This window comes from Pseudoalteromonas luteoviolacea H33-S (assembly GCF_001625695.1).
Classification (GTDB): Bacteria; Pseudomonadota; Gammaproteobacteria; order Enterobacterales; family Alteromonadaceae; genus Pseudoalteromonas; species Pseudoalteromonas luteoviolacea_B.
Window position 1 is genome coordinate 26,926 of sequence record NZ_AUXY01000078.1, and the last position, 26,574, is coordinate 53,499.

Annotated in this window: 21 protein-coding genes; 18 read left to right on the forward strand and 3 right to left on the reverse strand. The window is 43.1% G+C overall.

Translation table 11 applies throughout. The features are described from left to right. From N477_RS14165 to N477_RS14220, 12 genes are all read left to right on the forward strand, one after another. Complete coding sequence (locus N477_RS14165; protein WP_063362997.1) at positions 1 to 4,134, forward strand: non-ribosomal peptide synthetase; 4,134 nt, start codon at positions 1 to 3, stop codon at positions 4,132 to 4,134. A 161-nt stretch (positions 4,135 to 4,295) separates the two neighbouring features. Then, a complete protein-coding gene (locus N477_RS14170; protein WP_081216531.1) occupies positions 4,296 to 5,033 on the forward strand; it encodes an ABC transporter ATP-binding protein in 738 nt (245 codons plus the stop codon). Continuing rightward, the gene (locus N477_RS14175; RefSeq protein ID WP_063362996.1) at positions 5,030 to 7,450 is read left to right on the forward strand and encodes an ABC transporter permease; all 2,421 of its coding nucleotides are present in this window, start codon (positions 5,030 to 5,032) and stop codon (positions 7,448 to 7,450) included. Before N477_RS14170 ends, N477_RS14175 begins: the two co-directional genes overlap by 4 nt. Positions 7,451 to 7,465: 15 nt before the next feature. Continuing rightward, on the forward strand, positions 7,466 to 8,440 hold the full coding sequence (gene sbnA, locus N477_RS14180) for a 2,3-diaminopropionate biosynthesis protein SbnA (RefSeq protein ID WP_196760628.1): 975 nt from the start codon (positions 7,466 to 7,468) through the stop codon (positions 8,438 to 8,440). A gap of 6 nt (positions 8,441 to 8,446) precedes the next feature. Then, positions 8,447 to 9,457 (forward strand): 2,3-diaminopropionate biosynthesis protein SbnB, encoded by a 1,011-nt coding sequence (gene sbnB, locus N477_RS14185; protein ID WP_063362994.1) that lies wholly within the window; start codon positions 8,447 to 8,449, stop codon positions 9,455 to 9,457. 36 nt (positions 9,458 to 9,493) lie between these two features. Then, positions 9,494 to 9,886: a ParB N-terminal domain-containing protein gene (locus tag N477_RS14190; RefSeq protein ID WP_063362993.1), complete on the forward strand. Its 393-nt coding sequence runs from the start codon at positions 9,494 to 9,496 to the stop codon at positions 9,884 to 9,886. A gap of 26 nt (positions 9,887 to 9,912) precedes the next feature. Next, on the forward strand, positions 9,913 to 11,001 hold the full coding sequence (gene dpgA / locus N477_RS14195; RefSeq protein ID WP_063362992.1) for a 3,5-dihydroxyphenylacetyl-CoA synthase DpgA: 1,089 nt from the start codon (positions 9,913 to 9,915) through the stop codon (positions 10,999 to 11,001). Between the two features lie 22 nt (positions 11,002 to 11,023). After that, complete coding sequence (locus N477_RS14200) at positions 11,024 to 11,680, forward strand: hypothetical protein (RefSeq protein WP_063362991.1); 657 nt, start codon at positions 11,024 to 11,026, stop codon at positions 11,678 to 11,680. Positions 11,681 to 11,878: 198 nt separating this feature from the next. Further along, positions 11,879 to 13,135, forward strand: a complete 1,257-nt coding sequence (locus tag N477_RS14205; RefSeq protein WP_063362990.1) for a phenylacetate--CoA ligase family protein — start codon at positions 11,879 to 11,881, stop codon at positions 13,133 to 13,135. Next, positions 13,132 to 14,346, forward strand: a complete 1,215-nt coding sequence (locus N477_RS14210) for an aminotransferase class V-fold PLP-dependent enzyme (protein WP_063362989.1) — start codon at positions 13,132 to 13,134, stop codon at positions 14,344 to 14,346. The genes N477_RS14205 and N477_RS14210 overlap by 4 nt, the downstream gene beginning before the upstream one ends. A 130-nt stretch (positions 14,347 to 14,476) precedes the next feature. Beyond that, positions 14,477 to 15,757: an enoyl-CoA hydratase/isomerase family protein gene (locus N477_RS14215; protein WP_063362988.1), complete on the forward strand. Its 1,281-nt coding sequence runs from the start codon at positions 14,477 to 14,479 to the stop codon at positions 15,755 to 15,757. Positions 15,758 to 15,793: 36 nt separating this feature from the next. Continuing rightward, on the forward strand, positions 15,794 to 17,386 hold the full coding sequence (locus tag N477_RS14220) for an NAD(P)-binding domain-containing protein (RefSeq protein WP_063362987.1): 1,593 nt from the start codon (positions 15,794 to 15,796) through the stop codon (positions 17,384 to 17,386). Between the two features lie 147 nt (positions 17,387 to 17,533). Here the strand turns inward: N477_RS14220 and N477_RS26685 are convergent, their stop codons facing one another. Then, positions 17,534 to 17,713 carry an integrase core domain-containing protein gene (locus tag N477_RS26685; protein WP_081216530.1) on the reverse strand — a complete coding sequence of 60 codons (180 nt, stop codon included), beginning with the start codon at positions 17,711 to 17,713 and terminating at the stop codon, positions 17,534 to 17,536. Positions 17,714 to 17,734: 21 nt separating this feature from the next. Next, on the reverse strand, positions 17,735 to 18,025 hold the full coding sequence (locus N477_RS14225) for a hypothetical protein (protein WP_155731902.1): 291 nt from the start codon (positions 18,023 to 18,025) through the stop codon (positions 17,735 to 17,737). Between the two features lie 436 nt (positions 18,026 to 18,461). Between N477_RS14225 and N477_RS14230 the strand changes: the two genes are divergently transcribed. Continuing rightward, positions 18,462 to 19,589, forward strand: coding sequence for a serine hydrolase domain-containing protein (locus N477_RS14230; RefSeq protein ID WP_063362985.1), 1,128 nt, complete (start codon positions 18,462 to 18,464; stop codon positions 19,587 to 19,589). Positions 19,590 to 19,716: 127 nt separating this feature from the next. Here N477_RS14230 and N477_RS14235 read toward each other — a convergent pair whose 3' ends face one another. Further along, entirely contained in the window at positions 19,717 to 20,499 is a 783-nt protein-coding gene (locus tag N477_RS14235; protein ID WP_063362984.1) for a hypothetical protein, read from the reverse strand. A gap of 117 nt (positions 20,500 to 20,616) precedes the next feature. Here N477_RS14235 and N477_RS14240 point away from each other — a divergent pair, with 117 nt between their 5' ends. The 5 genes from N477_RS14240 to N477_RS14260 all read left to right on the forward strand — a co-directional run bounded on the left by N477_RS14240 (position 20,617) and on the right by N477_RS14260 (position 26,566). Beyond that, positions 20,617 to 21,525, forward strand: coding sequence for a LysR family transcriptional regulator (locus N477_RS14240; protein ID WP_063362983.1), 909 nt, complete (start codon positions 20,617 to 20,619; stop codon positions 21,523 to 21,525). 463 nt (positions 21,526 to 21,988) lie between these two features. Then, on the forward strand, positions 21,989 to 22,975 hold the full coding sequence (locus tag N477_RS14245; protein ID WP_063362982.1) for a DUF1852 domain-containing protein: 987 nt from the start codon (positions 21,989 to 21,991) through the stop codon (positions 22,973 to 22,975). Between the two features lie 24 nt (positions 22,976 to 22,999). Then, complete coding sequence (locus N477_RS14250; RefSeq protein ID WP_063362981.1) at positions 23,000 to 24,028, forward strand: methionine synthase; 1,029 nt, start codon at positions 23,000 to 23,002, stop codon at positions 24,026 to 24,028. An 88-nt stretch (positions 24,029 to 24,116) separates the two neighbouring features. Continuing rightward, positions 24,117 to 24,941, forward strand: a complete 825-nt coding sequence (locus tag N477_RS14255) for a sulfite exporter TauE/SafE family protein (RefSeq protein ID WP_063362980.1) — start codon at positions 24,117 to 24,119, stop codon at positions 24,939 to 24,941. 425 nt (positions 24,942 to 25,366) lie between these two features. Next, complete coding sequence (locus N477_RS14260; RefSeq protein WP_063362979.1) at positions 25,367 to 26,566, forward strand: DUF642 domain-containing protein; 1,200 nt, start codon at positions 25,367 to 25,369, stop codon at positions 26,564 to 26,566. Positions 26,567 to 26,574: the final 8 nt, after the last annotated feature.

Sequence of the window (26,574 nt, forward strand, 5' to 3'; positions counted from 1 at the left end):
ATGATTGCACAAGAAATAGTTGCGATGCTGGCAACTCATAATATAGATATCACACTGGAATCCGGTGAGAAGATTAAAGTTAAGGCACCAAAAGGAGCCTTAACACCTGAGCTTACTACGGCCATCAGTACCAACAAACAGGCGCTGGTCGAATATCTGACTTATGTACAGTCTTTTACCGATGGTGGGATCGAAGAGGGGGAGCAGATCAGCCAGTTGGATTTAACCAGCTATCCATTGTCATTCACTCAGCAGCGCCTGTGGTTTCTTGATAAGCTTCAGGGGAGTTCGGCGGAATACAACATGCCGATGGCGTTTAACGTTTCTGGCCCGCTTGATCTTCAACTCGTGCAACGGGTGTTAATAAGTATAATCGAACGCCATCATATACTACGCAGTATCTATCTGGGAGAAGGTGATAAAGTTACGCAGCATATTCAGAATATGTCTGATATTGACTTACGGGTGGAAGTGAAAGATTTGACTGCCTTGGCACCAGAGTTACAGACACTTAGAGTGACTGACTTGGTGCGATCGGATTTCACTAGAGCATTTGATTTGACTTGCGATCTGATGGTCCGGGTGAGTTATATCAGGCAGTCACAGGCACAAGGCATACTGTTGTTTAATATGCACCATATCGCCTCTGATGGCTGGTCAGTTGAGGTATTGATCAGAGAATTTTTTACCTTGTATCAGGCTTATTACCTTAACAGGCCAGATCCTTTGCCCGTACTGACTATTCAGTACGGCGATTATGCACAGTGGCAAAGGCGCAATTTGGATGGGCCTGCGTTGGAAAAGCAATTGACGTACTGGCAAAATCAGTTAGCCGACGCGCCGACAATGCACTCACTACCTTTAGATTTCAGCCGGCCAAAGTTGAAACAGTATCAAGGAGGGAGTGTGCAGGGTGAATTACCGGCCAGCGTTGCCCAGCGTTTGTTGGCGATGGCCAGAGCCCATCAGCTCTCGCCATTTATGTTGCTGCATGGTGCCCTGTCACTATTGCTATCACAGCATGCAAATAGTAATGATATTGTGATTGGGACACCCGTTGCAAACAGGATGCGCGCCGAACTGGAGCCCTTGATTGGCTTTTTTGCTAATACGCTGGTGTTACGTGTCAATACTCAGCATGCCAGTCTGGCGGCTTATTTGTCGCATGTCAGAGAAGTGCATCTGGGTGCCCAGTCAAATCAGGATGTGCCGTTCGAACAGCTTGTGGAATGTTTGGATATCCCCCGCAGTGCGGCACATAACCCCTTGTTCCAGATAGTGATGACCACAGACAGCCAATACGGCGTGGCTGAACAAGAAAGTGAGGAAATCTATGAGCTTCCTGGGGTCGAGCTGCAGCCATATGGAGCTGACCTGGCTCAGGCGAAATTTGATCTGGATATTGACTTGCAATTGACTGAGCGAGGTCTCAGCCTACGCTGGATCTATGATACTAGCCTATTTACCCAGAGCAGTGTGATTAGATTAAATGATCATTTGTCACGTTTATTAACCGCACTGAGTGAAGTGACCTCCATGGAGATTGCGCCACACAGTCTGCCGATTTTGTCTGATGCGGAGTATCGTTATTTAAGTCAGACTTTAAATACTACGGCTGTGGACTACCCTGATTCTCAATGTATTCATGAACTGTTCGAAGCCCAGGCAGTGCAAACGCCAGAAGCAATAGCGATAGTCGACAATCAGCATTCCATAAGCTACCGGGTATTGAATGAGCGGGCAAATCAATTGGCACACCACCTGATAGATCATCATCAGATTAAGGCAGAGCAGCTGATTGGTTTGTGTGTCACTCGGTCAATCAACATGATGGTGTCAATCCTGGCAATTCTTAAAGCTGGCGGTGCCTATGTGCCGCTCGACCCGCTATCGCCACCAGCGAGGATAGAGGGCATAATCAATGATGCTGGGCTGAGGCTCATTCTTGCCGACAGTGCACATTGTCCATTGTTAAGTAGTTTTTCCGGAGAGACTCTAATCATGGATGAACTATCAGTGAAGAGTGGTTGTACTAAGAATATTTACAAAAAAACTCGGTCACTGACTTCCTCTAGTCTCGCTTATGTGTTTTATACTTCAGGGTCCACTGGTCAGCCTAAAGGTGTTATGATTGAGCATAGTGGTGTCATTAACATGAGCCTAGCTCAACAGCAGTATTGCCAGCTGACACCGCAAAGCCGTGTGATGCAGTTTGCCTCTATTGGCTTTGATGCCAGCGTTGCAGAGTGGATGATGGCACTGTTATCAGGGGCGCAGTTGCATATCTGTCCGGAACCTATTAAACAAGCGGCACCAGCGCTCAGTGACTGGTTGTTGTCGCAGCAGATAACCCACCTAACCATACCACCTGTGTTATTGGAGGTATTGCGTTTTCACGAGGATTATTGTTTTGAAGCTTTGCTGGTAGGTGGTGAAGCATGCTCTGCTAGCGTGGCAGCACAATGGGCCCGAACTTATGCCATGTATAACGCCTATGGACCGACCGAAGCAAGTGTTTGCGCCACTATGGGACGGATTGAACCGGAAAAAACACTACATATTGGTCGGGCACTCGCCAACATGCAGTTATACGTGGTGAGTGAACAGGGGGCACTGTTGCCAGAGGGGTGTATCGGAGAGTTGTGGATTGGCGGTACTGGGCTTGCCCGCGGATACTTAAACCAGCCTGAGCTTAGCAAGGAAAAGTTCATTTCCAACCCTTTCTTTGATGGTACAGTTGGATGTAGCCCAGACAAAGTGTATCGCAGCGGAGACTTAGTTCGTTATTTACCAGATGGAACACTGGAGTTTATTGGGCGGGTGGATGCACAGGTTAAAATTCGTGGCTTCAGAATTGAGCTTGGTGAGATAGAAAGTCAATTAAATCAATTGCCTGGCATTGACTCATCACTTGTGTTAGTATCTTCAACCGGTCACGATAAACAGATTTTAGCCTACATTAAGCCGCATCTCACGTGTGAGACAAATAGCCAAAAGGCAAGTATGGCGACACTCTGTACGCAGCAACTGGCTCAGGTTTTACCTGCCTATATGTTGCCACAGCGGCTAATTATCGTGAGTGAGTGGCCAATGAATGTTAATGGCAAGGTAGACAAGAGCAAGCTTGCGTCATTGAGTTCGCATTTGGATACGACGGTACAACACCCGCTGGAAACTCAAACGGAACGTGATTTGGCAAAAATATGGGCGCAGTTATTAGCGATCTCTCCCGAGCAAATTGGCCAACAAGCGAACTTTTTCACATTGGGTGGAAATTCGATCCTAGCGGTCAAACTTGCTTATCGTATTGAAGCGCATTTTAATATTGATAATGTATTACAACATGTGATGTTCAAGAATTCGCTGTCGGAGCTGGCAAGTTATTTGGATACTGCCAGCACTTGCCAGGCGCAAAGTGTTGAATTGCAACACAGCCCGCTTTTATTTGATACTTTAAGTCAGGGCGCCGAGCAAACGCTGTTTGCCATACCAGGTATTGCTGCAGTGTCGAAGCAGTTTCAAGGCTTGGCACTGGCAGCTCATGGCCAGTTCAATGTGATTGGATTAAACCATCCGGAGTTGTTGGAAGAAACTCAAATGTTTCAAAATATCTATGAAAATGCGAGGTATTTTGCACAAGCGATAGAACGGGCAGCAGAACAGTCCCACTATCATCTGATTGGGCACTCTTATGGTGGTATTTTGGCGATGGAAGTAGCAAGGGAGTTGCGCAACTTTGGAAAATCAGTTAGCTTAATAATCATTGATAGCTACTGGCAGCAAGGACAATTAGCGCTAAAAGAGACAGGGCAGTGCAAAGCAGGGCAAGAAGATTTCGTGAATTCGATGTCGGATACGCCAGCTGAATTACTTCATCCCTCGATTAGTAATGTGATTGCAGCGCAGCAGCGCTTTTTGCAAGATTATGTACCTGCGCCATTGGTGCCTGAACGGGTTGCATTATGCTATGCACAGTCTTCGCCGTTTCAGCTGGGGGCCGTGTCAGCGCAACTTAGCGCTGTATTTGGTAACTCTGTGACAATGCATACTGTCCCAGGTGACCACGAGTCGATACTCAGTGGTGAGGGCATTGAGCGGATCTGTGACATTATCAGACAAAGCGTTCTGAATTAGAATGTGGCGACTATTTTTCTGGACTAAGGCTATCTGGAAAAAAGTTGTCTGTAAAAGGTTCACGGTAAAACGTTAATCTGGGGCAGAACTTAGAATTATAAAAACTCCCAAAGTAGCCGAAAATAGGCGCTTTGGGGTACTAATACGATGAGAGACGGATTATGGCAGATTGTATTATTCAGCTAAAAAACATATGTAAGACTTATGGTGAAAAAGAAGAACAAGTCACCGCATTGAAGTCGATAGAATTAGAGATAAACAAGGGCGACTTTATTTCGATAACTGGGCCTTCGGGCGGGGGAAAATCAACCTTGCTCTCGCTACTTGGGCTGCTGGATATGCCAACCAGTGGGACTTACCTTATTGAGCAGGTAGATACCGCAGGACTAAATAGTGAGCAACTGGCTGAGCTGCGCAACCTACATCTGGGTTTCGTGTTTCAGTCATTTAACCTGATAGATGAGTTGTCTTTGCGAGAAAATGTTGCGCTTCCTCTGACTTTCAGGGAAAACCCTAAAATGACAACGCAGGAGATTGCCAGTAGAGTGGAAGAAGCGTTGACGCAGGTGGGGCTCAAGGAAAAGATGGATCAGAAGCCGAATCAGATATCTGGTGGGCAACAACAGCGAGTGGCTATTGCCAGAGCGATCGCTTGCAAGCCTTCTGTCATGCTGCTCGATGAGCCTACAGGAAACCTGGATTCAGAAAACTCTGAGAACGTGATGAATTTACTATGTGAATTGAATCGTCAGGGAATGACAATTTGTATGGTGACCCATGAGCCGCAATATGCTCAGTATGGAACACGTATTGTCAATATTCTGGATGGCCGAATAAGCTCGGTGCATAGTCTGGAAAATACCCGCCAGGTAGACGCACCAGAGGCAGTACAAGTATGATGGGAATTAAGATCAGCCCTTATTATCTGAAACTTGCTGCACGCTCTTTGTTGAAATCGCCAAGTTTTCTGACAACGACGGTGCTGTCTCTGACACTGTCGTTAACTATTTTGTTTGTAACACTTGGTGTGGTGAGTAGTTACTTTATCAAGCCAATGAATGTAAAGCATGAAAGCCAACTCCGAGTGGTAAAACAAAAAACCATTACCGAAAGCGGGGAGTCCGTAGGTCAGCAAAGTTATCCGCTTTATAAATATTGGTACAAACAAAACAACAGTTTTGACAGCCTGTTTCTCTATGCCAGCGGTGCATTTATCTTAACCAGTCAACCCGAGGAACCAAAAGTGACAGCCAGCTATGTCACTCAGGCTTATTTCGATATAATGCAGGTCCCGGTGATCTTAGGCGCGAGTTTTGACCCCAATGTGTCCCTAGTGGAGCATGACAGTGGCGAAGTAGTCATTTCTGAGGCGTTGTGGGAATCTGAGTTTGATCGCGATCCTCAGGTGATAGGTAAGACGATTGGTACACTGGAAAAAAGCTTTCGTATTATTGGGGTTGTTGCGCAGTCTTATGCGCCGCCGCTGATTTTTGATCAAGGTCGTGCTGATATCTGGCTGCCTTTTAGTGCGCTCCCTGATTATGAATCAACTGATTGGTCAGATACTTCTAGTAACCTTTTATTAGTGGGTGTTTTGGGCGCACAGAGCGCAGAAAATGCAGCTTATACGGCACTTCATCAGGTGGCCACTGAAATGACACCTGAGTGGAAGAATACTTTGCCTGACGCTCAGGATATTCAGCCTTACATAGTGTCATACCGTGAAGCGGAACTCGGTGAACATCAACAACACCTGCTGCTGGTGGTAAGCTTAGTGTCATTACTACTGTTTGTGGCGACGGTTAACATTGCAAATATGTTTGTATCTCGCTCTGTCAGTAAAAGCCGTGTGGCGAATTTACAAGTTGCACTGGGTGCGAAGAAAAGTACGATTTTTGCCATGATTTTCGCAGAGCCTCTGGTGGTGATGGGGATCTCATTGTTGCTATCACTTAGTCTAGCGTTGTTGGGTATGGAAGCCGTCAGGCAGTTTGCACAAGGTTATATTCCACTGACAGAATCATTGGCAATAGATCATTATGTGGTGTTGTTTGCACTTTTGATCTGCTTGTTGTTAGCTTATATTTTTGCGGTTGTTACTACACGCTCAATTGATTTTAGTAATATTGCTGCGGCTATTCAGTCTAGTGGTAAAGGCAGTGTAACTCAGGTGTCAAATTTGACCATCAAGTTGTTGTTGGGATTCCAGATGTGTATGGTAACCTGTATCGTGATCTTGTCTGCAACCGTGCTGAGTGATGCTCTTGACTCTGTTAATACGGATGTCGGTATGGAAGTCGATAACATAGTCTCGGTACCTGGCATGATCCCCGGAGATAGAGCGCCGCTAACAGAGAAGTATGATAAGTTTCAGCGTGTGAAACAGGCATTCTTAGACTTACCTCAGGTTGAAGATGTGGCATATGGATGGTCGCCAATGACACCATATGAGGCCAAAATAGTACTGACTGACAGCAATGGCTTAAACAGTGAGCCGGTCTCCATTGCTTACATTGGTGAGAATTATCTGAATCTGACTGGGGTTAGGATCCTAGAGGGACGAGATTTCAGCTACGAAGCTTACACGCGTCAGGCCCGGGAGGTCATAGTGTCTCGTAGCATGGCGATGAGTCTGGACAAAGACGGTAGTGTTGTGGGCAAAGTATATACCATTAGAGGGCAGGAAGTAGAAGTTGTGGGGGTCAGCACTGACTTTAATCACCCTAAGTTTTATAAGCAAAATGGTGGTAAGTTCGCTTGGACACCATTACCACCAGCAGGCTTTCCTTTGGTACTGAAGTTGCAAGAAGGAACCTCGATCAGTAAAGAGGAGGCGCTCAGAACTTTCCGTGGGGTGTATCCAAGGATCACTATGTGGGTGTTGTCATCGTTTGAGAAGGACTATGATAATTTCACTTATATAAGAGACATTTCGCTGTGGATCAGTGCTTTTATTCTGATATTTACAACATCACTGGCTTGTATCGGGATCTATGGTATTGCCAATTACTACGTAAGTCTGCAACGGCATAAATATGCGATTTATAAGGCTCTTGGCGCAAAGCCTCGATTGCTTTATCGCAGTTTTGCAAAAGAGGTGCTACCACCATTGTTGGTGGGAGTTGGTATAGCAATCGGTTTAACTAGCCTGCTGGGAACCAGACTCTTTAGTAGCACAGACGCGCCAGCGGACAATTTGATGTTGGTGGCATCTGTGGTTGTAGCTGGTACTTTGTTTATGGCCGTTAGCTCATCGTTCCTGTCTGCCAGAGGGGCGTTTTCAAAGAGTGCAGCGGTTCTATTGCGCGCCAATTAGGCGCGCAATAATTCAGTGATTGAAAGTGAAAATACTATGATTTATGACAGTGTCGAACAAATAATACATGATGAAGTCTTCCTGTCGTTGGCAGACTTCCTGCCACAGTGCAATGTGTTTTTGAAAATGGAAAATTTTAATGCTGGCGGTTCGATAAAGATGAAAACTGCGGTATCCCTTATCTCAGACGCTGAGCGCAATAAAAACTTACGTCAAATAGGTCGTTTAATCGAGTCCAGCTCTGGAAATCTCGGGCTGGCATTAAGTATCGTCTGTGCATCTAAGGGCTATGAATTTACCTGTGTGGTGGATAAAAACACCTTGCCAGCCTCCATTAATCTGATGGAGAAATTGGGAACCAATGTTGTTATTATCGATAAGAAGGATCCCGGTGGCGGTTATCTGCAAAGTCGGCTCGAATATGTCCACAGGCGGATTGCGAACGACCAACGGTTGGTGTGGCTAAACCAGTATCACAACACGGCGAATAAAGAAATACATCAAGGTTTAACAGCAGCAAGTATTATTAAGCAATTTCCCAGCCTTGACTATTTATTTGTTGGAGCAGGAACAACGGGGACCTTAATGGGGTGCGTTGAAGCATTTAAGTCACATACTGCGCACACTAAAATTATCGCCGTTGATTCGGTCGGCTCTGCTATCTTTGGCACTAAGCCCGGTGAGCGTCACATTCCGGGGCTTGGCTCTTCTGTGTCGCCACCTTTATTTAGTCGAGAAGGCATTGATGCGTTCGTTCAAATTCCGGAGATGGAGACCATTGGGATGTGCAGAGAGCTGGCCAGTAGCAAAGGGTTACTGTGTGGGGGATCGACGGGAACTGTACTTGCTGGGGTCAGGAAGTACGCAAGTGAAATACCGGCGGGGGCAAGCGTTGTGGCGATCAGCCCAGATTATGGTGAACGTTACTTAAATACCATCTATGACGATGCCTGGGTCAACAGTAAATATCAATTAAACAGTATGGAGTGAGATAGTATGGAGTTTTGTACCATTTCCGGTGAAGTAATCGCAAATGTTTTATCAGCACAACAGAGGCAAGTAGTTGAACAAGTTAAGCAAACTTACATCAGTCATCATAAGCAATTAACCAATAACCCGGATAGCTATTTTCTGCGTTTTTCTGATAAACCAGAAGCCAGAATTATTGCTTTGCCTGCAGCCATTAATGACAATGTTCAGGCGCGCTCAGGGATTAAGTGGATATCCAGTTACCCTAAAAACATAGAGAAGAATATACAACGCGCGTCGGCGGTAGTGGTTCTCAACGATTACGAGACCGGTTATCCGCTAGCTTGCCTAGAAGGCGCACAGATCAGCGCAGCCAGAACGTCGGCCTCCGCAGTACTGGCTGCCAGTACGCTCAAAGGCAGCAACAATCAGGCAAAAAAAGTCGCCTTTATTGGTAATGGCTATATCGCGAAAACCATTTTGAGTTATTTTCATGCTGAGCAATGGCGCATTGATGAAGTGTGTAGCTATGATCTGAATCAGCAGGATGCGACGTACTTTGCGCAGTTGGCTACTTCCGAATATGGTTATACATCGCGTAGTGTTTCTCAGTTAAGCGCCGCGATAGATAATGCTGATATAGTGGTGTTGGCAACCAATACAGCAACCCCTTATTTAACCGACCCGGCAGCGTTTCATCCCGGCCAGATCATTCTCAATATTTCATTGCGTGATTTAAGCCCTGAAGTAGTTATGGCTGCTAACAATGTGCTGGACGATGTTGACCATTGCCTAAAAGCGAATACATCTCCTCATCTGGCAGAGCAACAGTGTGGTCATCGTGACTTTATAGATACTACCTTACCTCAATTGTTGGCTGAAGGCGGTACGCTGGATAAGGAAAAGCCAACGATATTCTCGCCTTTTGGGTTGGGCGTGCTGGACATTACTCTGGCTAACTTTATTTATACAACGGCCAAAGAAAATGGTCAGGCGCAAGTCATAGACGGTTTCTTCCCGTCATTAAAGCGATGGTAATAGCAGCCTGATAGGCTTGCTACGCAGGATGGTACGATGGAAGTAAAATTAATAGAGGTTGCGAAGATACTGCCTCATGAAGAAGTCGATATGACCCATGTCAATATGCTGGAACAGAAGATCCTGCTTGACAAGATTTGGACAACGCCAGTTGTTGTAGACAAAAACACACAGGTATTGATGGATGGACATCATAGGTTTGAAGTAGCGAAAAGGTTACGTTTGGCAAAGCTGCCATGTGTTGTGATGTGTTACGAAAGAGACGAGATCCAAATTAGCTGCCGCAGCAGTGGTGACAGCCTCAGCTATCACACTGTGATTGCAGCAGCGAAATCGGCCAATAAGTTTCCGATCAAAACAACACAACATATCTTCAAGCAGTCGCTTCCAGTGGGCGTTTTTCCTTTGTCTTCGCTCTATGAGTATTGATGTGTTATGACTGAGAACGAGATAATATGAATAATAACAAGCAGAGTCATGCGGGTAGAACGCATATTGTGGGAGTCGGAACTGCCACATCACCAAATCGCTATACTCAAACCGAAATACTGGCCCTACAGGGGATAGAAGATGAGAAGCTTCGAGCAATTTATTTGCAGGGCGGCATTGAAACACGCCACTTATCAGTTGAGATGGCGGCGGCAAATAATCTAGCGGTGGGCGAGGAAAGTCAGGGAGAGCTGCTGGAACGACATCGGCGAGAAGCTGTTAAAATTGGCTCGCAGGCGATCTTAAATTGTGTTGCTGAGGCTGGCGCTCGAGTTGAAGATATTGCCTATTTATGTTGTGTTACCTCGACGGGGTTTTTAGTACCTTCATTGAGTATATTACTATCGCAGCAACTTGGTTTGGTGAAGCACTGCCACAGGGCCGATATCGTAGGGATGGGCTGCAGCGCTGGCTTGAATGGGTTACAGTCGGCTTACAATTGGTCAGCCAGACATCCGGGTAAGCTTGGATTGGTGGTGTGCGCGGAAGTATGCTCAGCAGCCTATGTCAGTGACAATAAAATTGGTACAGCTGTTGTCAATAGTTTGTTCGGTGATGGTGCAAGTGCCATTGCTGTTAAAACCAGTAGTACGGATGAGCAAGCGCTGCCTAGATATCCTTATATTACGCAGATGAATAGCTATGTACTGACAACGCAGATGGAAGCGATGAATTTTTCTTGGCAGGACGAACGCAGTAAATACAGCTTTTACTTGTCAAAAGAAGTGCCTTACGCAATTGGCCATGAAGTAAAAAATGCACTGAGTGATTTGATATTTTCCAATGGATTACGTTTTAGTGATATTGATCATTGGGTGATCCACTCTGGTGGAAAAAAGGTATTGGATGCCATTTGCCTGAACCTTAACCTACCGAAACATGCGATCAGACATACTAAGAGTGTGCTGCGGGACTATGGCAATGTGTCGAGCGGTTCATTTTTATTTTCATTGCAGCGACTGGCAGAAGAAGGGTGCGCAGCACCCGGAGATATAGGGGTTTTCATGACAATGGGCCCAGGTATGTCAATTGAAAGCGCGTTAGTGCGATGGTAGTCATTTACAGAAGAATAAACTTATGAATAGCGAATTAGATTTTATAACAATTGAAGTTGAAAGTAGTGCATTAGTTGCTGCGCCATTGCTGGATCAATTTAATCAAGCACTTAACAAGGTGGAAGACGCAACTTGTAACACTTGCTTATTGATTAAATTAACAGATGGTACGGCGGAACAAAGAGAACAGGCTCAGCTGGCCTCGACAGATATGACCAGTCGCTGGGAAAAAGTAGTGCGTCGAGTCGAGCGTTGTCAGGCACTGACTTTGTTTATTGCAGAAGGCAGAGTCGGCGGTGTCATGATGAACTTGCTGCTGGCATGTGACTATAAAGTTGCTCAACCTGATCTGGTATTTGATATATTTAATGGCCCCACGCCTATTTATGATATGACGATTTACCGTCTGGCACATGCTCTGAAGAACAAAGATGCAAATAACTTAGTCTTGTTCGCAAACGCGGTGGGATCTCAACAGGCGCTTGAACAGGGGTTGCTTGATGCAGTCGTTACGGATCCCTTGAGTCATGTAAGAGCATTTATGTCAGGACTTAACCCCAGCGCACTTAGTGATATTCATATTCGCCGCAGGTTGCTCAAAGACCCACGAAGTGAAAGCTACGAGGATTCTCTAGGCGTCTTTTTGGCTGCCAGTGACCGTGCGTTCAGAGGGAACTAAAGACGGTAATACCAATTGGTTTTAAATGTATGCTTTTTTGTGGGAGCAAATAACACGTCTAACTTCGTTAAACACTGTGTATTTAGTCGTTCTAAATAAAAAGTTTTTGCTTGGTTATCAACGATATTTTCTTGTCTCAAATTAGCGTTCTTAATTAAGACAATTGGTATGACAGAGTGAATTGATAGGAAAGTTGTAATGAAAAATCTGCAAGCAGTTTTTGCTGAGCTTAAGTATGCGTATGAACAAGTGCCATTTTACAAAGCATTGTTAGATGCTCATGATATAGATTTGAGCACAGAAGAAAGTTACGCGCAGTTTCAAAAAATTCCCTTTACAGAAAAGAAAGATTACAGAGTTAATTTTCCAAAGGGTGTGATTGCCAGAGATGCCGCTATGGACTCTCCACTTATTTGTAGCCATCGCAGCTCAGGCAGTTCAGGGGAACGATTGATCACACTGGAAATTGGTTTGTTGTTATTTGAAAGAGCGCTACAAAGTTCTATGCATCATCCGGCAATTTTTGAAAAGTTTCTCAATGATGATCGTACCATTGCTAGATATGCAGCACCGAACTGTTCAGATGTTGAGTGTGCAAACCCTAATAGTACAATTGAGGATCGGACTTTGGCTGAGGGAACGGTTGTTCTGCCTGTCTATCATGATTTTTTGACTACTTCGGAGAACATGATTGACAGAACTATCGCCGAAATAGCACAAATTTCACCAGACTTATTTTATGTCGATCCAACATATTTTGCGTTTTTACTTAGAGAATACAAAAAACGGGGGCTGAAGCCGCCGCAAATTCCGGTATTGTCATCCTATACGGCGGCAACCAGTGTGGCCAAGAGGCAGATCGCTGAATTTTATGACATGTCATCCCAGTATTCAGAATTGTTGTCTTCTACAGAGTTTGGTTGGGTAGCCAGCGAGTGTCCTCATGGTACTTTACATCTTAATGAAGAGGCGTTCTTTATGGAACTGGTGCCTATGACGGAGATACCGCGGGAGGATCAGGGGTTTTCTGAACTTGTGATTAGCAGTATAGATAATGGTGTATGCCCACATATCCGTTATAAAACGGGCGATGTAGTTACTCTGATCGATACGCCGTGCTCCTGTGGTAGTGAGCACCGGGGCATTGTTATGCATGGTCGGTTAAGTAGTTTTATCTATCAAAAAGGCACGCCATTGTATTCACCGAAGGAAATTGACTGGGCAGTCGGCAGTCCTAACTGGCTGGATCAGTTTCAGCTAGAGCAGCTCAGTGATGATATGTTTCAACTAAAATTGATGGCGAATGGGCACTATCAGCCAGGTATGCACGACAGTGTACTTGATAATTTGCATGCACTGTTTAACTTCGATTGTTCGATTGAGGTAACTATTTGTGATTACATTCCGGCGGAGCGCTCCGGAAAGTTTAATTTTGTTAAAGGAGTTTCGTTATGAGTCAGCTGTCAGAACAAGCAGCCTTAAGGGCTGACTTCCCAGCTCTGGGTGCACAGCTTGATGGGGTTAATATCACATACTTAGATAGTGCTGCATCCAGTTTAAAACCTCAGCTTGTTGCTGATGCGGTAAGCCAGTATTACCTCGGTGTATCGACTAATGTTCATCGGGGGAAAAGCCAAAGCCTTGAGAGTGTGTCAAACCGCTACGAGGAAGCACGTTATAAGGTTGCTGAGCTTATCTCTTGTTCGGGAAATGAGGTCGTTTTTGTTAAAAATACCACAGAAGGGATTAATTTAGTTGCCAATGGCTGTCAGTTACAAAGCAATGATTTGGTGGTAACGTTGCCCAGTGGGCACCATTCCAACCTATTGCCTTGGATGGCAAAAGCGCAGGTAGAGAGTGTAGAGCTGAATAAACAAGGTGATATAGATTTACTCTCATATATCGCGTTGCTGGATCGTAAGCCTAAAGTCGTTGCGATCACCGCCTGTTCAAATGTCTCGGGCGTATATTTGGATCTGCCGCTTTACTGCAAAATGGCCAAGGAAGCAGGTTCTATAGTGGTTGTAGATGCTGCTCAGGCTATTGCGCATCGAAAGATTAATGTGCATGAGCTGGATATTGATTTTATGACTTTTTCGGCACATAAGATGCTGGGTCCGACCGGGCTTGGCATTTTATATGGGCGTAAAGCGGCTCTTGAACAGCTTGAGGTGACTCAGTTGGGCGGAGGTATGGTGGATTGGGTTGATGAAGAGCACTACCGGGTTCGCAAGATCCCGCACAGGTTTGAACCGGGCACACCACATATAGCAGGTGTATTGGGTTTTTCCGCAGCCATAGAGTATTTAAATAAATTTGGATGGGAGCGTGTACAGCAACATGACATCGAGCTTGGAAAACTTATGCTTGAGGAAGCGCTTGCTCGTGATTACTTAAATGTCATTCAGCCAGATCGTAGTTTAGATCGTGGCGCGGTACTGAGCTTTAGTATTCCCAAGGTAAATAGCTTGGACGATTTTGCCAGGACCTTGAGTGACTCTTATGGCTTTATTTGTCGAACGGGGCACCTTTGTGCTCAGCCTTTTGTTAGTCAATATAGCGATCAGCCAGTACTGCGAATATCCGGATATATTTATACAACCGAAGACGATATCAAGGCATTTTTTGCAGCGCTTGATGAGCTGAGTAAATTTACATTTCTTTAGTAAGCTAGGGTTGTCGGCTTTGGTCTGATTGTTCAAAGCAGAAAGGCTCATAAAACGTTTAGCATAATCTAAGCGGCAATAGGCTCATTGAGGGAGCTGTAACCCGGCGATAAAAAAAAACAGGTGAAATATGGAATCTTTGCAGGACAAGATCCAGTCGGCTGAGCACATTCAGTTTAGCGGTGAGTTGGATGCTGATTTAGCACTGCTGAATCAACAGTTAAAATATGAACATGACTTCATTAGCGGGCAAGAAAAGGTCGCAATATCAGACCTCACGTCGTGGTTTAACCTGCGCCGTGCGTTTTTAAGACTGCATAGTCGTGACCTTTATTTGCGGGCAACGGCAGAGGGTAAACATGCTCTAACAGGACAGTCGTTGCTGGCTCAAATTGCAACATTCGCGCCTCAATTTGTATGTTTTTATGCCTGCCAGCGTTCCGAGTTAACTGAAAAATGGCAGCGTGGCTTGCAGGACCAATCAATAGGGTTGTTACTGAGCTTCTTTTTCACCGACGAAGCGTGCGGTGAACACTTGATCCGGAGCTATCTAAGGTGTCAGGCCAGTTCAGTGGCTTATCTCAGGGAGTTTGCACAAACTGGTGTTTTAAACTTGCCCAAAGTGACCGTGGAAAAACATGGCAAGATGGGGCACATCACATTTAACAACCCACAATGCTTGAATGCAGAAGATAATCAGCTGGTGGCCGATCTGAATATTGCTGTGGATTTAGTGTATCTCAGTGAAGACATTGAGGTAGGTGTACTTAGAGGTGGTGTGACGCAGCACGCGAAGTATCAAGGAAAAAGGATATTCAGCGCTGGCGTCAACCTAAAGCAGCTACACAAATCAGATATTAGTTTTGTTGATTTTATGATTGGTAGAGAGCTGGGATACGTCAACAAAATGATCCACGGGGTGGTCAGCGAAAGTGGTGAAAAAATAGTTAAACCCTGGATTTCAGTAGTAGATACCTTTGCCATTGGGGGGGGGATGCAGCTGCTGCTGGCGAGTGACTATGTGATTGCTGAAGAAGGCAGCTATGCAAGTTTACCTGCTGGAAATGAGGGCATTATACCTGGCCTTGCAAATATGCGATTGGCGAGAAAGTGTAATTTTCGCATTGCGAAGGAAGTTATCTTGCTCGGCAGAAAATTATGGGCTGGAGAGTCTGACAGTCAAGGCGTGTTTGATCAATCTGTACGCAGTGAAGATTTGCAAGTGAAGCTCGACGAAATGGCTCGACTACTTTCCACACCGGCGGTTAGGGAGAATAAACGCATGCTGGTCACTGGAAGTGAGCCTATGGATGAATTAAGGCGCTACTTGGCAGAGTTTTGCTTGGTTCAGGGGGAGAGGATTTATTCAAAAGATGTAGCAAATAAAGTGAGTAAATTCACTTTAAGTTGATTTTATAAATTACAAAAAATAAATGAGTGAGGCTTTATGGTAGTTGAACATGATTATGTAATAATCGGCGGTGGTCCAGCAGGATTACAGCTAGGGTACTTTTTTTCTAGGGATTTAAAAAATTATTTAATACTTGAAAAAGCGGATAAAGCAGGCGCGTATTTTGATAAGTACCCTGTACACAGAAAATTGATTTCTATAAATAAAGTATATACAGGCTTCGACTGTTTTAATATTAATCTGCGTTGGGACTGGAATTCTCTTTTATCTGAAAAAGAGCTTAGTTTCAAAGAGTACTCAGAAGAGTATTTTCCAAAAGCGGACAGAATGGTTGATTATCTTAACGACTATGCCAAAGTCAATGAACTAAATATTCGTTACAACTCTGATGTGGTAAAGGTAAGTAAAAAAGAGGGGATTTTTTATATCACACTGGCTGATGGCGATCAGATAAAAACTAAAAATCTAGTGGTTGCTACGGGTCTATCAGAAGAGCGAGTGCCAAATGTGAGCGGGATTGAGCATGCGGTGACATATGGTGAGCATTCGTTGGAACTGGATAAGTACAAAAATAAGCGCGTTATGATCCTTGGCAAAGGCAATTCAGCGTTCGAAACTGCCGATCACTTGAATGATGTGACAGCAAGTATTCACTTACTTAGCCCTAACCCGGTAAAACTGGCTTGGTCCACACACTATGTGGGTAACCTCAGGGCGGTCAACAACAATGTGCTTGATACCTACCAGTTGAAGTCTCAAAATACCATTTTGGATGGTGAGGTGGAAAAAATAACAAAAGCTGGTGACAGCTTATTGGTAGACGTTAAGTATACGCATGCTGAAGGTCAGCGGATCCAAGTGCCTGTTGACGAAATCATAATTTGTGCTGGTTTTAAATTTTCAAATAAGATTTTTGATGAGACCTGTATGCCTGAGATGTGCAGTATGGACAAATATCCGAGCATGACGAGTGACTGGGAATCGACTAGTGTGTCAAATATGTACTTTGCGGGCACAATTACACACTCTAGAGATTATAAAAAGTCTTTCTCTGGGTTTATTCATGGCTTTAGATATAATGCGAAGTTATTGAATTCAGTATTAAATGAAAAGAATCACGAAAAACCATTCCCGAGTTATAAGGTTGATTACTCAAGCTTTTCTTTACATGATGCGCTGATAAAAAGAATACATGAAAACTCTTCATTGTTCCAACAGCCTGGTTTTATTTGTGATTACATCAGAGTTAATAGTGATAAAGGGTTTGAGTATATCGAAGACTTGAGCTTAGATATAATAAAACAAAGAGAACACCTTAGTTCAGGTCGTTATTTAACGGTGACTATGGAGTACGGTGATGCGAAGCATCCTGATCCATTTAACATACATCGTACGCCTGAAAACGGTAAAGAAAGTGCGTTTATTCACCCAGTAATACGTCTGTTCGACGAAGGGAGCCTAAAAGCTGAGTGCCATATTCCTGAGGATTTAGAAAACAATTGGTATCAGGACATGTATCAGGATATTTTATATCGCTTTATTTGTGAGGAATTGGCGTTAGCACCTGTTGAAGACGCAAGGGCAGTGCCTACCATCGATTACCTCAATAAAGTAACAAAAGTTCTTTAGACGTTGATCTTCTTAACAACTTGCGGTCTGCCTGATGGCAAGTTGTTATATCAACTTTTTTAATTGAGCCAATGTAACTCCCCGAGCTTTAGTACAGCTGATTAGTAGAGTTATGCTGTCTCAGATAGCGTATTGGGGTTTGATTTCCTAGCGCATCGTGAGGCCATTCATAATTATAAATATCTCATCACTCACCTTTAATGTCATGAACCGCTGAAGTGACTCAAACAGATATAAATCCAATATATCTTCTCGATAGCTGCGATTAAATCGCTTAACAAAACCGTTATGATATGGGCTACTTGGTTTAATAAACTCAAGTTTTATGCATTTTTCACTAGCCCAACTTTACAGGGCACCTGATGTAAATTCAGGATCATTATCCACTCGAGTTTGTTGTGGTTTTGCGCACCACGAAATGACCGGTTCCAACACGCTAATAACTCTTTCAGCTTTGTGGCTTGTATCGGCTACAATCGCTAATGCTTGGCGATTGTAGCCGCCCAGTTCATTCAGTGATCTAAAACGGTCTCCGTAGTTGAGCGCATCGCTCATAGAGTCCATCGACCAGAAGTTATGATGTTTGCTCGGTGCGCGCTTTGGTCCACGGCGTTTCCCTTTTCGTCTAAGGTTAAGCAAGTTTTACACTCGATCTTTAAATAAGAGCTTTGAGCCTAGGATTAGTGTCAAAATATTGCGGGGCTCTGATGCTTCAGGTCTTGATTTGTTTGATTGGGGTTGGGTTAAACTTGGCTAATCTAGTTGCATTGAATTGACTGACATTGGTCCAGACTATGCAGATTATATAGGTAACACATTAAATAATGTTTTAATACTTTAGTCTGCAAAAGGGAAAAATTTTTCTTATATGTCATGTTAATAGTCGTAACCATCGTCAATGCGTATAAAAAAACACCACTATTAAAATTTGGCTTTATTCGTCTATTACAAATTATTGGTAACGATTTTTAGCCGTTTATTTATAACAATAAGCACCTAAATTTATTCGGCCTTTAAACCTTTTAATCAGTTACGTCGTCAAAATAATAACTTTAGTGATTTTAAAAGGAAAACAATGAGCCGATTAATAACTCAAAAAATATCATCGGTATTGGCTATTTCATTACTGACAGTTTTGGCTTCTTGCAAAAGTTATGATGCAATCAATTTTGAATCTAATACGAAAAATGAACTCATTGAATTTATTGATGGAGATGCTGGGCAAGTCGTTTCAATTTCGGTTGTAGACTCAGATAAGACTTACCAATATCATTTGGGGACGTTAAGGAATGGCGATAAGCCTAACAACCTAACAATATACGAAATTGGCTCTTTAACCAAAACTTACACAGGTTTAGCGGTTGCTAAGGCTATTCACGACGGAAAAGTTGAGCTTGATAAAGATATCCGCCATTACCTTAAAAATAACGAATATAAAAACCTAGAGGCGTCCAATCAATATATCACTTTACGACACCTTTTGACGCATACCAGTGGTCTGCCTAGCAATTTTGCTGCCAGTCGCGAAGATATTGAACAAGGTAGATATTTTGAAAAAATATCAAAATATCCTAGAGATGACTATTTTGATGATCTTAAAAACGTAAAGCTTAATTCCATCCCTGGCGAAGATTATCTATATTCTAGTGTTGGTACTAATTTAGCCGGATACATTCTGGAGTCAGTTTACCAAAAACCTTTTGAATTACTGGTTTCTGAATTGATTACAAGCAAGTCTGGAGAGCGCGACACGAAATTCAGACGCACAAACTTGGAGGTAAGCGAAGTTACGGTCGGATCAGACGGAAATGGCAATCAAATGCCCTTGGCGAGTCAATATTGGTTTGCTGGTGGAGGATTAACTTCAAATGTTGAGTCTGTTACGCGCTATATTCGACATCAATTGTCTTCAGAGCCTGAGGTGGCAATTTCTCATCAACTTCTGGACGAGAGCTGGACGGGTCATGGCAAAGCATTTTATTGGTATACAGCTAAAGATGACTCAAATGAGCTCATGCTCTATCAAAGTGGCGGCTCAATGGGCACATCTAGTTGGCTGGTCATTTATCCGAAGAAAAAAATTGGTATTTTCGTTGTAACCAATGTGGCAGAGGAAAATACTCAACCAAAGTTAGAAGCGATTTCAAATAAGGTTTTTGACTATTTAATTGAATATAAAAAGGCGTTAAAGTCGGAGCCATAACCATTGGCTCTTTTCCGTTTTTCAAGGTCTGTTAGCCAACAATAAATTAGTTCTTTCAAGTCACCGGCAAAAAGCATATTTGGCGGTGACTTGAAAGGGCATTTATCTTTAAATTATCTGAATGACTTTACGCTTCTAGCTTTTCGGCTCTAGGTGAAAACTCAAAAACATCTGAATAGCAATTTCGCTCTTCTAAACCTAAATCGTTGAGCTGGTCAATCGTGCCATAAACCATTTTTGGTGAGCCACATAAATAAGCCTGTGTTTCTTTAAGGTTGGTATGGTCTTGTTGTATGACTTCGTAGAGAAAGCCGGTTCTACCTGTCCAACCAGACTGAGCCGACTCTAAAATCGTATGGAAATTCACGTTTTTATGCGCAGACGCCCAATTATGAAACTGTTCTAAAAGAAAAAAGTCATCGCTATGACGATTAGACCAGTAAATATTGAGACTCGCATCAGGGTTTCGATGTAAAATCTCTTCCGTTATACACTTAATCTTGGATATGCCAGAGCCTGCGGCGACAAACAAATGAGGCTGGTTAATGTTCGTTTGTAAATATGCGTTGCCCATTGCGAGCATGATCTTGACTGGCTGGTTACTGGCTTTAGCAGCAAACAAGCAGTCAACCACTTTGCCTGAAAAGTCACTCGTAACTTGGATAATTAGGCACACTTTATTGGGCTTATCAGCATCTAAACTGCTAGAAATCGTATATGAAAGCCACAACGGTTGGTCATCATTATTAACATCCAGTTCGAGCTTCAAATATTGCCCAGACTTATAGTGCAATACTGTTCCCTCTGGGGCTAATAACTCAATTTCAAAGGTATGTTTATTGAGTGATTCGATCTTGGTTACACACACGTCATAATGTGCGGCAGGGCACGTTTTAACTTCATTTTTCATTTTATAAACTTATACTTAATCGTATGGATTATTTAATTGATGCTAGTTTAGGTGAGTTTATCGATGAGAGAAAATGATATATTATAAACAATCTATTAATTTTACTCATGATTAAAAATGTTAGAACGCATCCACCTTCGTATCATTCATGCTGTTCATCAGCAAGGATCTCTCACTGCTGCGGCAAAAGAGCTCTGTGTAACACAATCGGCATTAAGCCATACAATGCGTAAACTGGAAGACAACCTAGGTACTGCCGTTTGGGTACGGGACGGAAGAAGCTTAAGGCTAACACAAGCAGGCCATTACCTACTTAATATTGCAAACCGTGCGCTTCCGCTATTAAATGGTGCTGAAGAAAGGCTTAAACAAATCGCTATGGGCGAGCGCGGGACATTGCGGATAGGTATGGAATGCCACCCTTGCTATCAATGGCTGTTAAAAGTGGTATCGCCTTTTTTAGAGACTTGGCCGGGTGTTGACGTCGATGTTAAACAAAAATTCCAATTTGGCGGAGTAGGGGCTTTGCTAGATTATGAAATAGATTTGCTGGTAACACCTGATCCCTATTTTAAAAGTGGCTTAGTCTTTGAGCCAGTATTTGATTATGAGCAAGTGCTCGTCGTTCCTAAAGATCATAAACTTACGGCTAAAAAATTTGCTCAGGCTGAAGACCTCAGGGACCAAGTGTTGTTTACCTACCCAGTATCAAAAGATCGCCTTGATATTTACACGCAGTTCCTCAACCCAGACCAAGTGATCCCTAAGCAACACAAAACGGTCGAAACCACTGACATCATGTTGCAAATGGTTGCATGTGGCAGAGGTGTTGCTGCATTACCACGCTGGCTGGCAGAAGAGTACAGCACAAAACTACCATTATCGGTTGTGCGTTTAGGAAAAAATGGTATCGCGAAGCAGATTTATTTAGGTACTCGAGAAGGGGATAGTAATATTGATTACCTCAGCGCCTTTATCAAAATGGCGCAGTGTTACAAACATCCGGTGGCAATTAGCCCGAAGTAAATCAACAGCCATTAGTACTTCCTAATGGCTAAAGTTGTTTGTTGTATCAGTCTACAAAAATAAAATGCACAAAAAGGTTAAAGCATTCATTTTACTTGTATTAGATAAATGCCCTGAACGCGGTGTTTTTCTGTGCGCTTAGGTTGCGGCTCATCACTCGGTAAAACTGTTTTCAGCGACAACACGCCACGTCGAAATACTGCGCTATAAATACATCAATTGATCAACGTTATTTGCTTATTAAATAGCATCTATAAACATGGAATTAATTACCATCTTAGTTTATCGCGCACAGTAATTAACAATTCTTAAGCATGCTTGTATCCGAATCGTTAACATAGCACTATGAGCAAAACTCATAGAATCATAAAATTAAATCAATATTAATCATGAGTCATTCATCATAGAATGGCTGCAAGACATTCAGGTCATATTTAATTTTAAGCTAAGGACCCACAATATTATGAGCAGCGATTTCACCTATTCAATTAAGACTATTCGATTTGATGAGCATTATTCACCTTCAAACGATACGCGCCTTACTACAAACTTTGCTAATTTGGCGCGTGGTGAAGTACGTCAGGAAAACCTTCGTAAAGCAATTAACATGATCAATAACTGCTTTAACAGTCTCGCAAATTGGGATAACCCAAACAAAGACCGTTACTCAGTTGAAATTGATATTGTGCACGTTGACATTGATGTTGAGGGTAATGGTGAAACTTTCCCAACTATCGAAGTACTAAAAACATACATTGTTGATCACCATACGAATAAGCGTATCGAAGGTATTGTAGGTAATAACTTCTCATCGTATGTCCGTGACTACGATTTCAGCGTGCTACTGCGTAAACACAATGAAGGTAAAGATCATTTTTCTGTGCCAGAAAATTATGGTGAATTGCACGGTAAAATGTTCCAAGACTTCATTAGTTCAAGTGCTTATAAAGAAAGCTTTAGCAAGCCGCCAGTAATTTGTTTATCTGTATCAGACAACAAAACTTATTATCGTACAAGTAACGAGCACCCAATTTTAGGTGTTGAATACACGCCAAATGAATCATCACTGACAGAGCAGTATTTCAAAACAATGGGCATGGAAGTACGTTACTTTATGCCTGAAAACAGTGTTGCTCCGTATGCATTCTTTTTCTTCGGTGACTTGTTAAATGATTACAGCACACTGGAGCTTATTAGTACGCTGAGCACCATGGAGACTTTCCAGAAGATTTATCGTCCAGAAATTTATAATGCTAACTCGAAAGCTGGTGAAACTTATAAGCCAAGCCTGAAAAACTTAGATTGCTCTCTAACGCAAGTGGTTTATGACCGAGAAGAGCGTGCCCGCCTTGCGATTGAACAAGGTAAGTGGTGTGAAGATAACTTCATTCAGCGACACCAGTCAACACTGGAAAAATGGGCTGCTAACTTTGTTCAGCCGTCATTCTGATTTTAAGGTATAGATGCATTAATTATGAAAAAATTATTCCCAACTTCTACTGCTGGCAGCCTGCCAAAACCATCATGGTTGGCACAACCTGAACAGCTTTGGTCACCTTGGAAACTAGAAGGCGATGAACTGATTGCTGGTAAAAAAGACGCACTGAGAGTAACGCTGCAAGAACAAGACAATGCAGGTATTGAAATTGTGAGTGACGGCGAACAAACTCGCCAGCACTTTGTCACCACATTCATCGAAAACTTGAGCGGTGTTGATTTTGAAAATAAAAAGACAGTCAGAATTCGTGACCGCTACGACGCCAGTGTACCAGGTATTATTGGCCCAGTAAGTCGCCAAAAACCGGTATTTGTTGACGATGCGAAGTTTTTGCGCTCGCAAACAGATCAGCCAATAAAATGGGCGCTACCAGGGCCGATGACCATGGTAGATACGCTTTATGATGACTATTATCAAGATCGTAAAACCCTGGCGTTCGAATTTGCTAAAGCATTGAATGAAGAAGCAAAAGAGCTAGAAGCTGCTGGCGTTAATATCATTCAGTTTGATGAACCTGCGTTCAATGTGTTCCTTGATGAAGTGAATGAATGGGGTATCGAAGCACTTGAAATTGCAACCCAAGGGCTTAAGTGCGAAACCGCCGTACACATTTGCTATGGCTACGGCATCAAAGCAAATACCGATTGGAAGAAAACGCTAGGCAATGAGTGGCGCCACTATGAAAGAACATTCCCAGCCATTCAGCAATCTAGTATCGATATTATTTCTTTAGAATGTCATAACGGTCGAGTGCCGCTTGAAGTACTGTCATTACTGAAAGGCAAAAAGGTGATGGTTGGCGCTATTGATGTGGCTACTAATGATATCGAAACGCCTGAAGAAGTCGCTGATACCATTCGTGAAGCACTTAAATATGTCGATGCCGACAAACTCTACCCTTGCACGAACTGCGGCATGGCACCGCTATCGCGAGAAGTGGCGAGAGGCAAACTACAGGCTTTAGCCGCTGGAGCAGAAATAGTAAGACAAGAGCTCTCTGCATAACTTCTTCGATTATCTTTCACATAACCAACAAACGGACTCTCCGTTTGTTGGTTTTATTTATTTTAATTAAACGTTGTTGATTTACACTATGATAGAGTTTTTAAGCAATAATATTTCAACACTCATCGCGCTGGTTGCAACAGGTGCATTTGCGGGGGTTTTGGCAGGCTTGCTAGGGGTGGGCGGTGGTATCGTTATTGTGCCGGTGCTATTTTTTGTTTTCCAAGGCTTTGGCGTGTCGCCTGAGTCAGCCATGGTCATTGCAACCGCAACCTCGTTAGCGACAATTATTCCAACTTCTATCAGCTCAATTCGCTCGCACAATCAAAAAGGCAATGTCGATTTTGATCTGTTAAAGCGCTGGGCTGTGTTTATCTTTATCGGTGTTTTGGTAGGAAGTTGGTTGGTAACACGCGTCAATGGTACTTGGTTGACTGGATTATTTGGTATTATCGCGACCTTGTCAGCTCTGAATATGATGTTTCGAACGGGAAAATCAGCTTTATTTCAATCCCTGCCCGGTAAAGCAGGACAAGCGACAATGGGTACCTCAATTGGATTATTCAGTTCAATGGTAGGCATTGGTGGGGGGACTATTTCTGTTCCACTACTCACGCTATATAACTATCCAGCTCATAAAGCTGTGGGGACAGCCGCTGCAATCGGGTTAATTATCTCTTTGCCAGGCGCTGCGACCATGCTCATTTTAGGCCAATCACCTGCTGATGCACCTATCGGCACGTTTGGGCTTGTTAACCTCGTTGCGTTCTTATGTATTGTGCCTTTAACTGTGTTGTTTGCGCCAGTTGGTGCATCACTCGCTGCTAAACTAGACGCAGTAAAACTCAAGAAAGTGTTTTCTGTTGTGTTGCTTATCACAGGCATACGCATGTTATTACAATTATTTTTGTAAGGCAGAACCTAAACAGGAAGTAATTTTCAAGGGTATGCAAAATCAAGCTACGAGAACTGACGCTTTTATCTGCTCGGTTTTCTAGGTAGGTCAGCCACTTTAAAGTCGTTGACCTATTTTTAGCCTCCCAAATAATCATTTAGCTTTTAAATATCAAAACCGTCAATATTCGCTTGGTCTGTGCACTTCTTTGCAAGTGATACATCGTATTAATCGCGGCCGATAATATCTTGATCTTTTGTGTCAATCTCCAGATTGATAAACACCTCTTTCAGTTTAGGCATCATTTGTGCAACTGGATCACAAGTGAAAATATTAACTTAGCTTAAACTGAATATTATTTGTTAACTTAACGATATGAATTTAATGAATAAATGTTCTTTTGATTGTGTTTTAAATATAACTTAATCTTGGAGAATTACTTTATGAAATTATCTCTTTTTGCAATGTCTACGCTTTTTGCTTCGCAAATTGCAAATGCAGGAAATTTAGTAACAAACGGGTCGTTTGAACAGGATGTTATAAAATCGAAGTGGAAAATACTCGATTCAGTAACTGGGTGGCAAAGTGAAGGGGCGAAATTTGAAATTCAAACATCTCGCCTTGGGATCATTAGCGCACAAGATGGTAAGCAGTACATCGAGCTCGACTCGACGTCTAATCATAGTGTATTTCAATCGCTTGCGACCGAAGCCGGAAAAGCATATGAAGTGTCATTTTATTACTCACCACGTGTGTCTGGTAATAATCAGACAAACAAGGTGGATGTTAAGTGGAATGGCACAACAGTATTAAATTTAAACGCAACGCAAAGAGGTTGGCAATCTTTCACCTTGTCTGTAGAAGCGACTTCAAGCAGTTCAGAGATCCGTTTCACGGGCACAGGTACTAACGATAGTTTAGGTGGCTTTATTGACGACGTCGCCGTAACTGAAAAGCAAGCTTGCCACACGGGTATTTTTGGCATTAATAACTATGGTTCTGCCCAAACGGGGTATGTCTACAAGTTTGATTTAGAGACAAACACGTATAGTGTCGTCGCGGGTGCCCAAAATACGGCGTCCAATATTGCTAGCCACAATGGCAAGTTGTATTTTATGGAGCAGCTAGACTCAGGCACAAAAGCGTCAAAGCTTTGGTCACTAGATTTAGAAACTGGTGTGCAGGTTGCTGAGGCAGATGCCAAATCTTGGCCAATTTATCGTTCTGCTGTCACCGAAAGTGGCCAGTCCTTGCGTGCTACGAGCAAAACCTACATGTATGACTACAACTTACAAACGGGTGAAAAAACCGTGTTGGGTAAGATGCGTTACTCAGGCGACTCTTTTTCTCATGGTGACATTGCTTACTCTGCTGATAACAACACTCTGTACGTATTAACGGGTAAATCCCTGTATACAATCGATGATGCTTCTATGGCGTTAACTTGGATTGGCGACCATGGTATTAACTGGGCATCTGGTTTAGCTATTTCAGATGACGGTACATTGTATGTGTCGGGAAGAGTTTCAGGTGAAAACGCAAAAATTTATAGTGTTGATCCTCAAACAGCAGCGGCTACTTATGTTATGGATGCACCAGAGCATATTAATGATTTAACGTTTGTAGATAATTATTGTCATTAATTCGTATT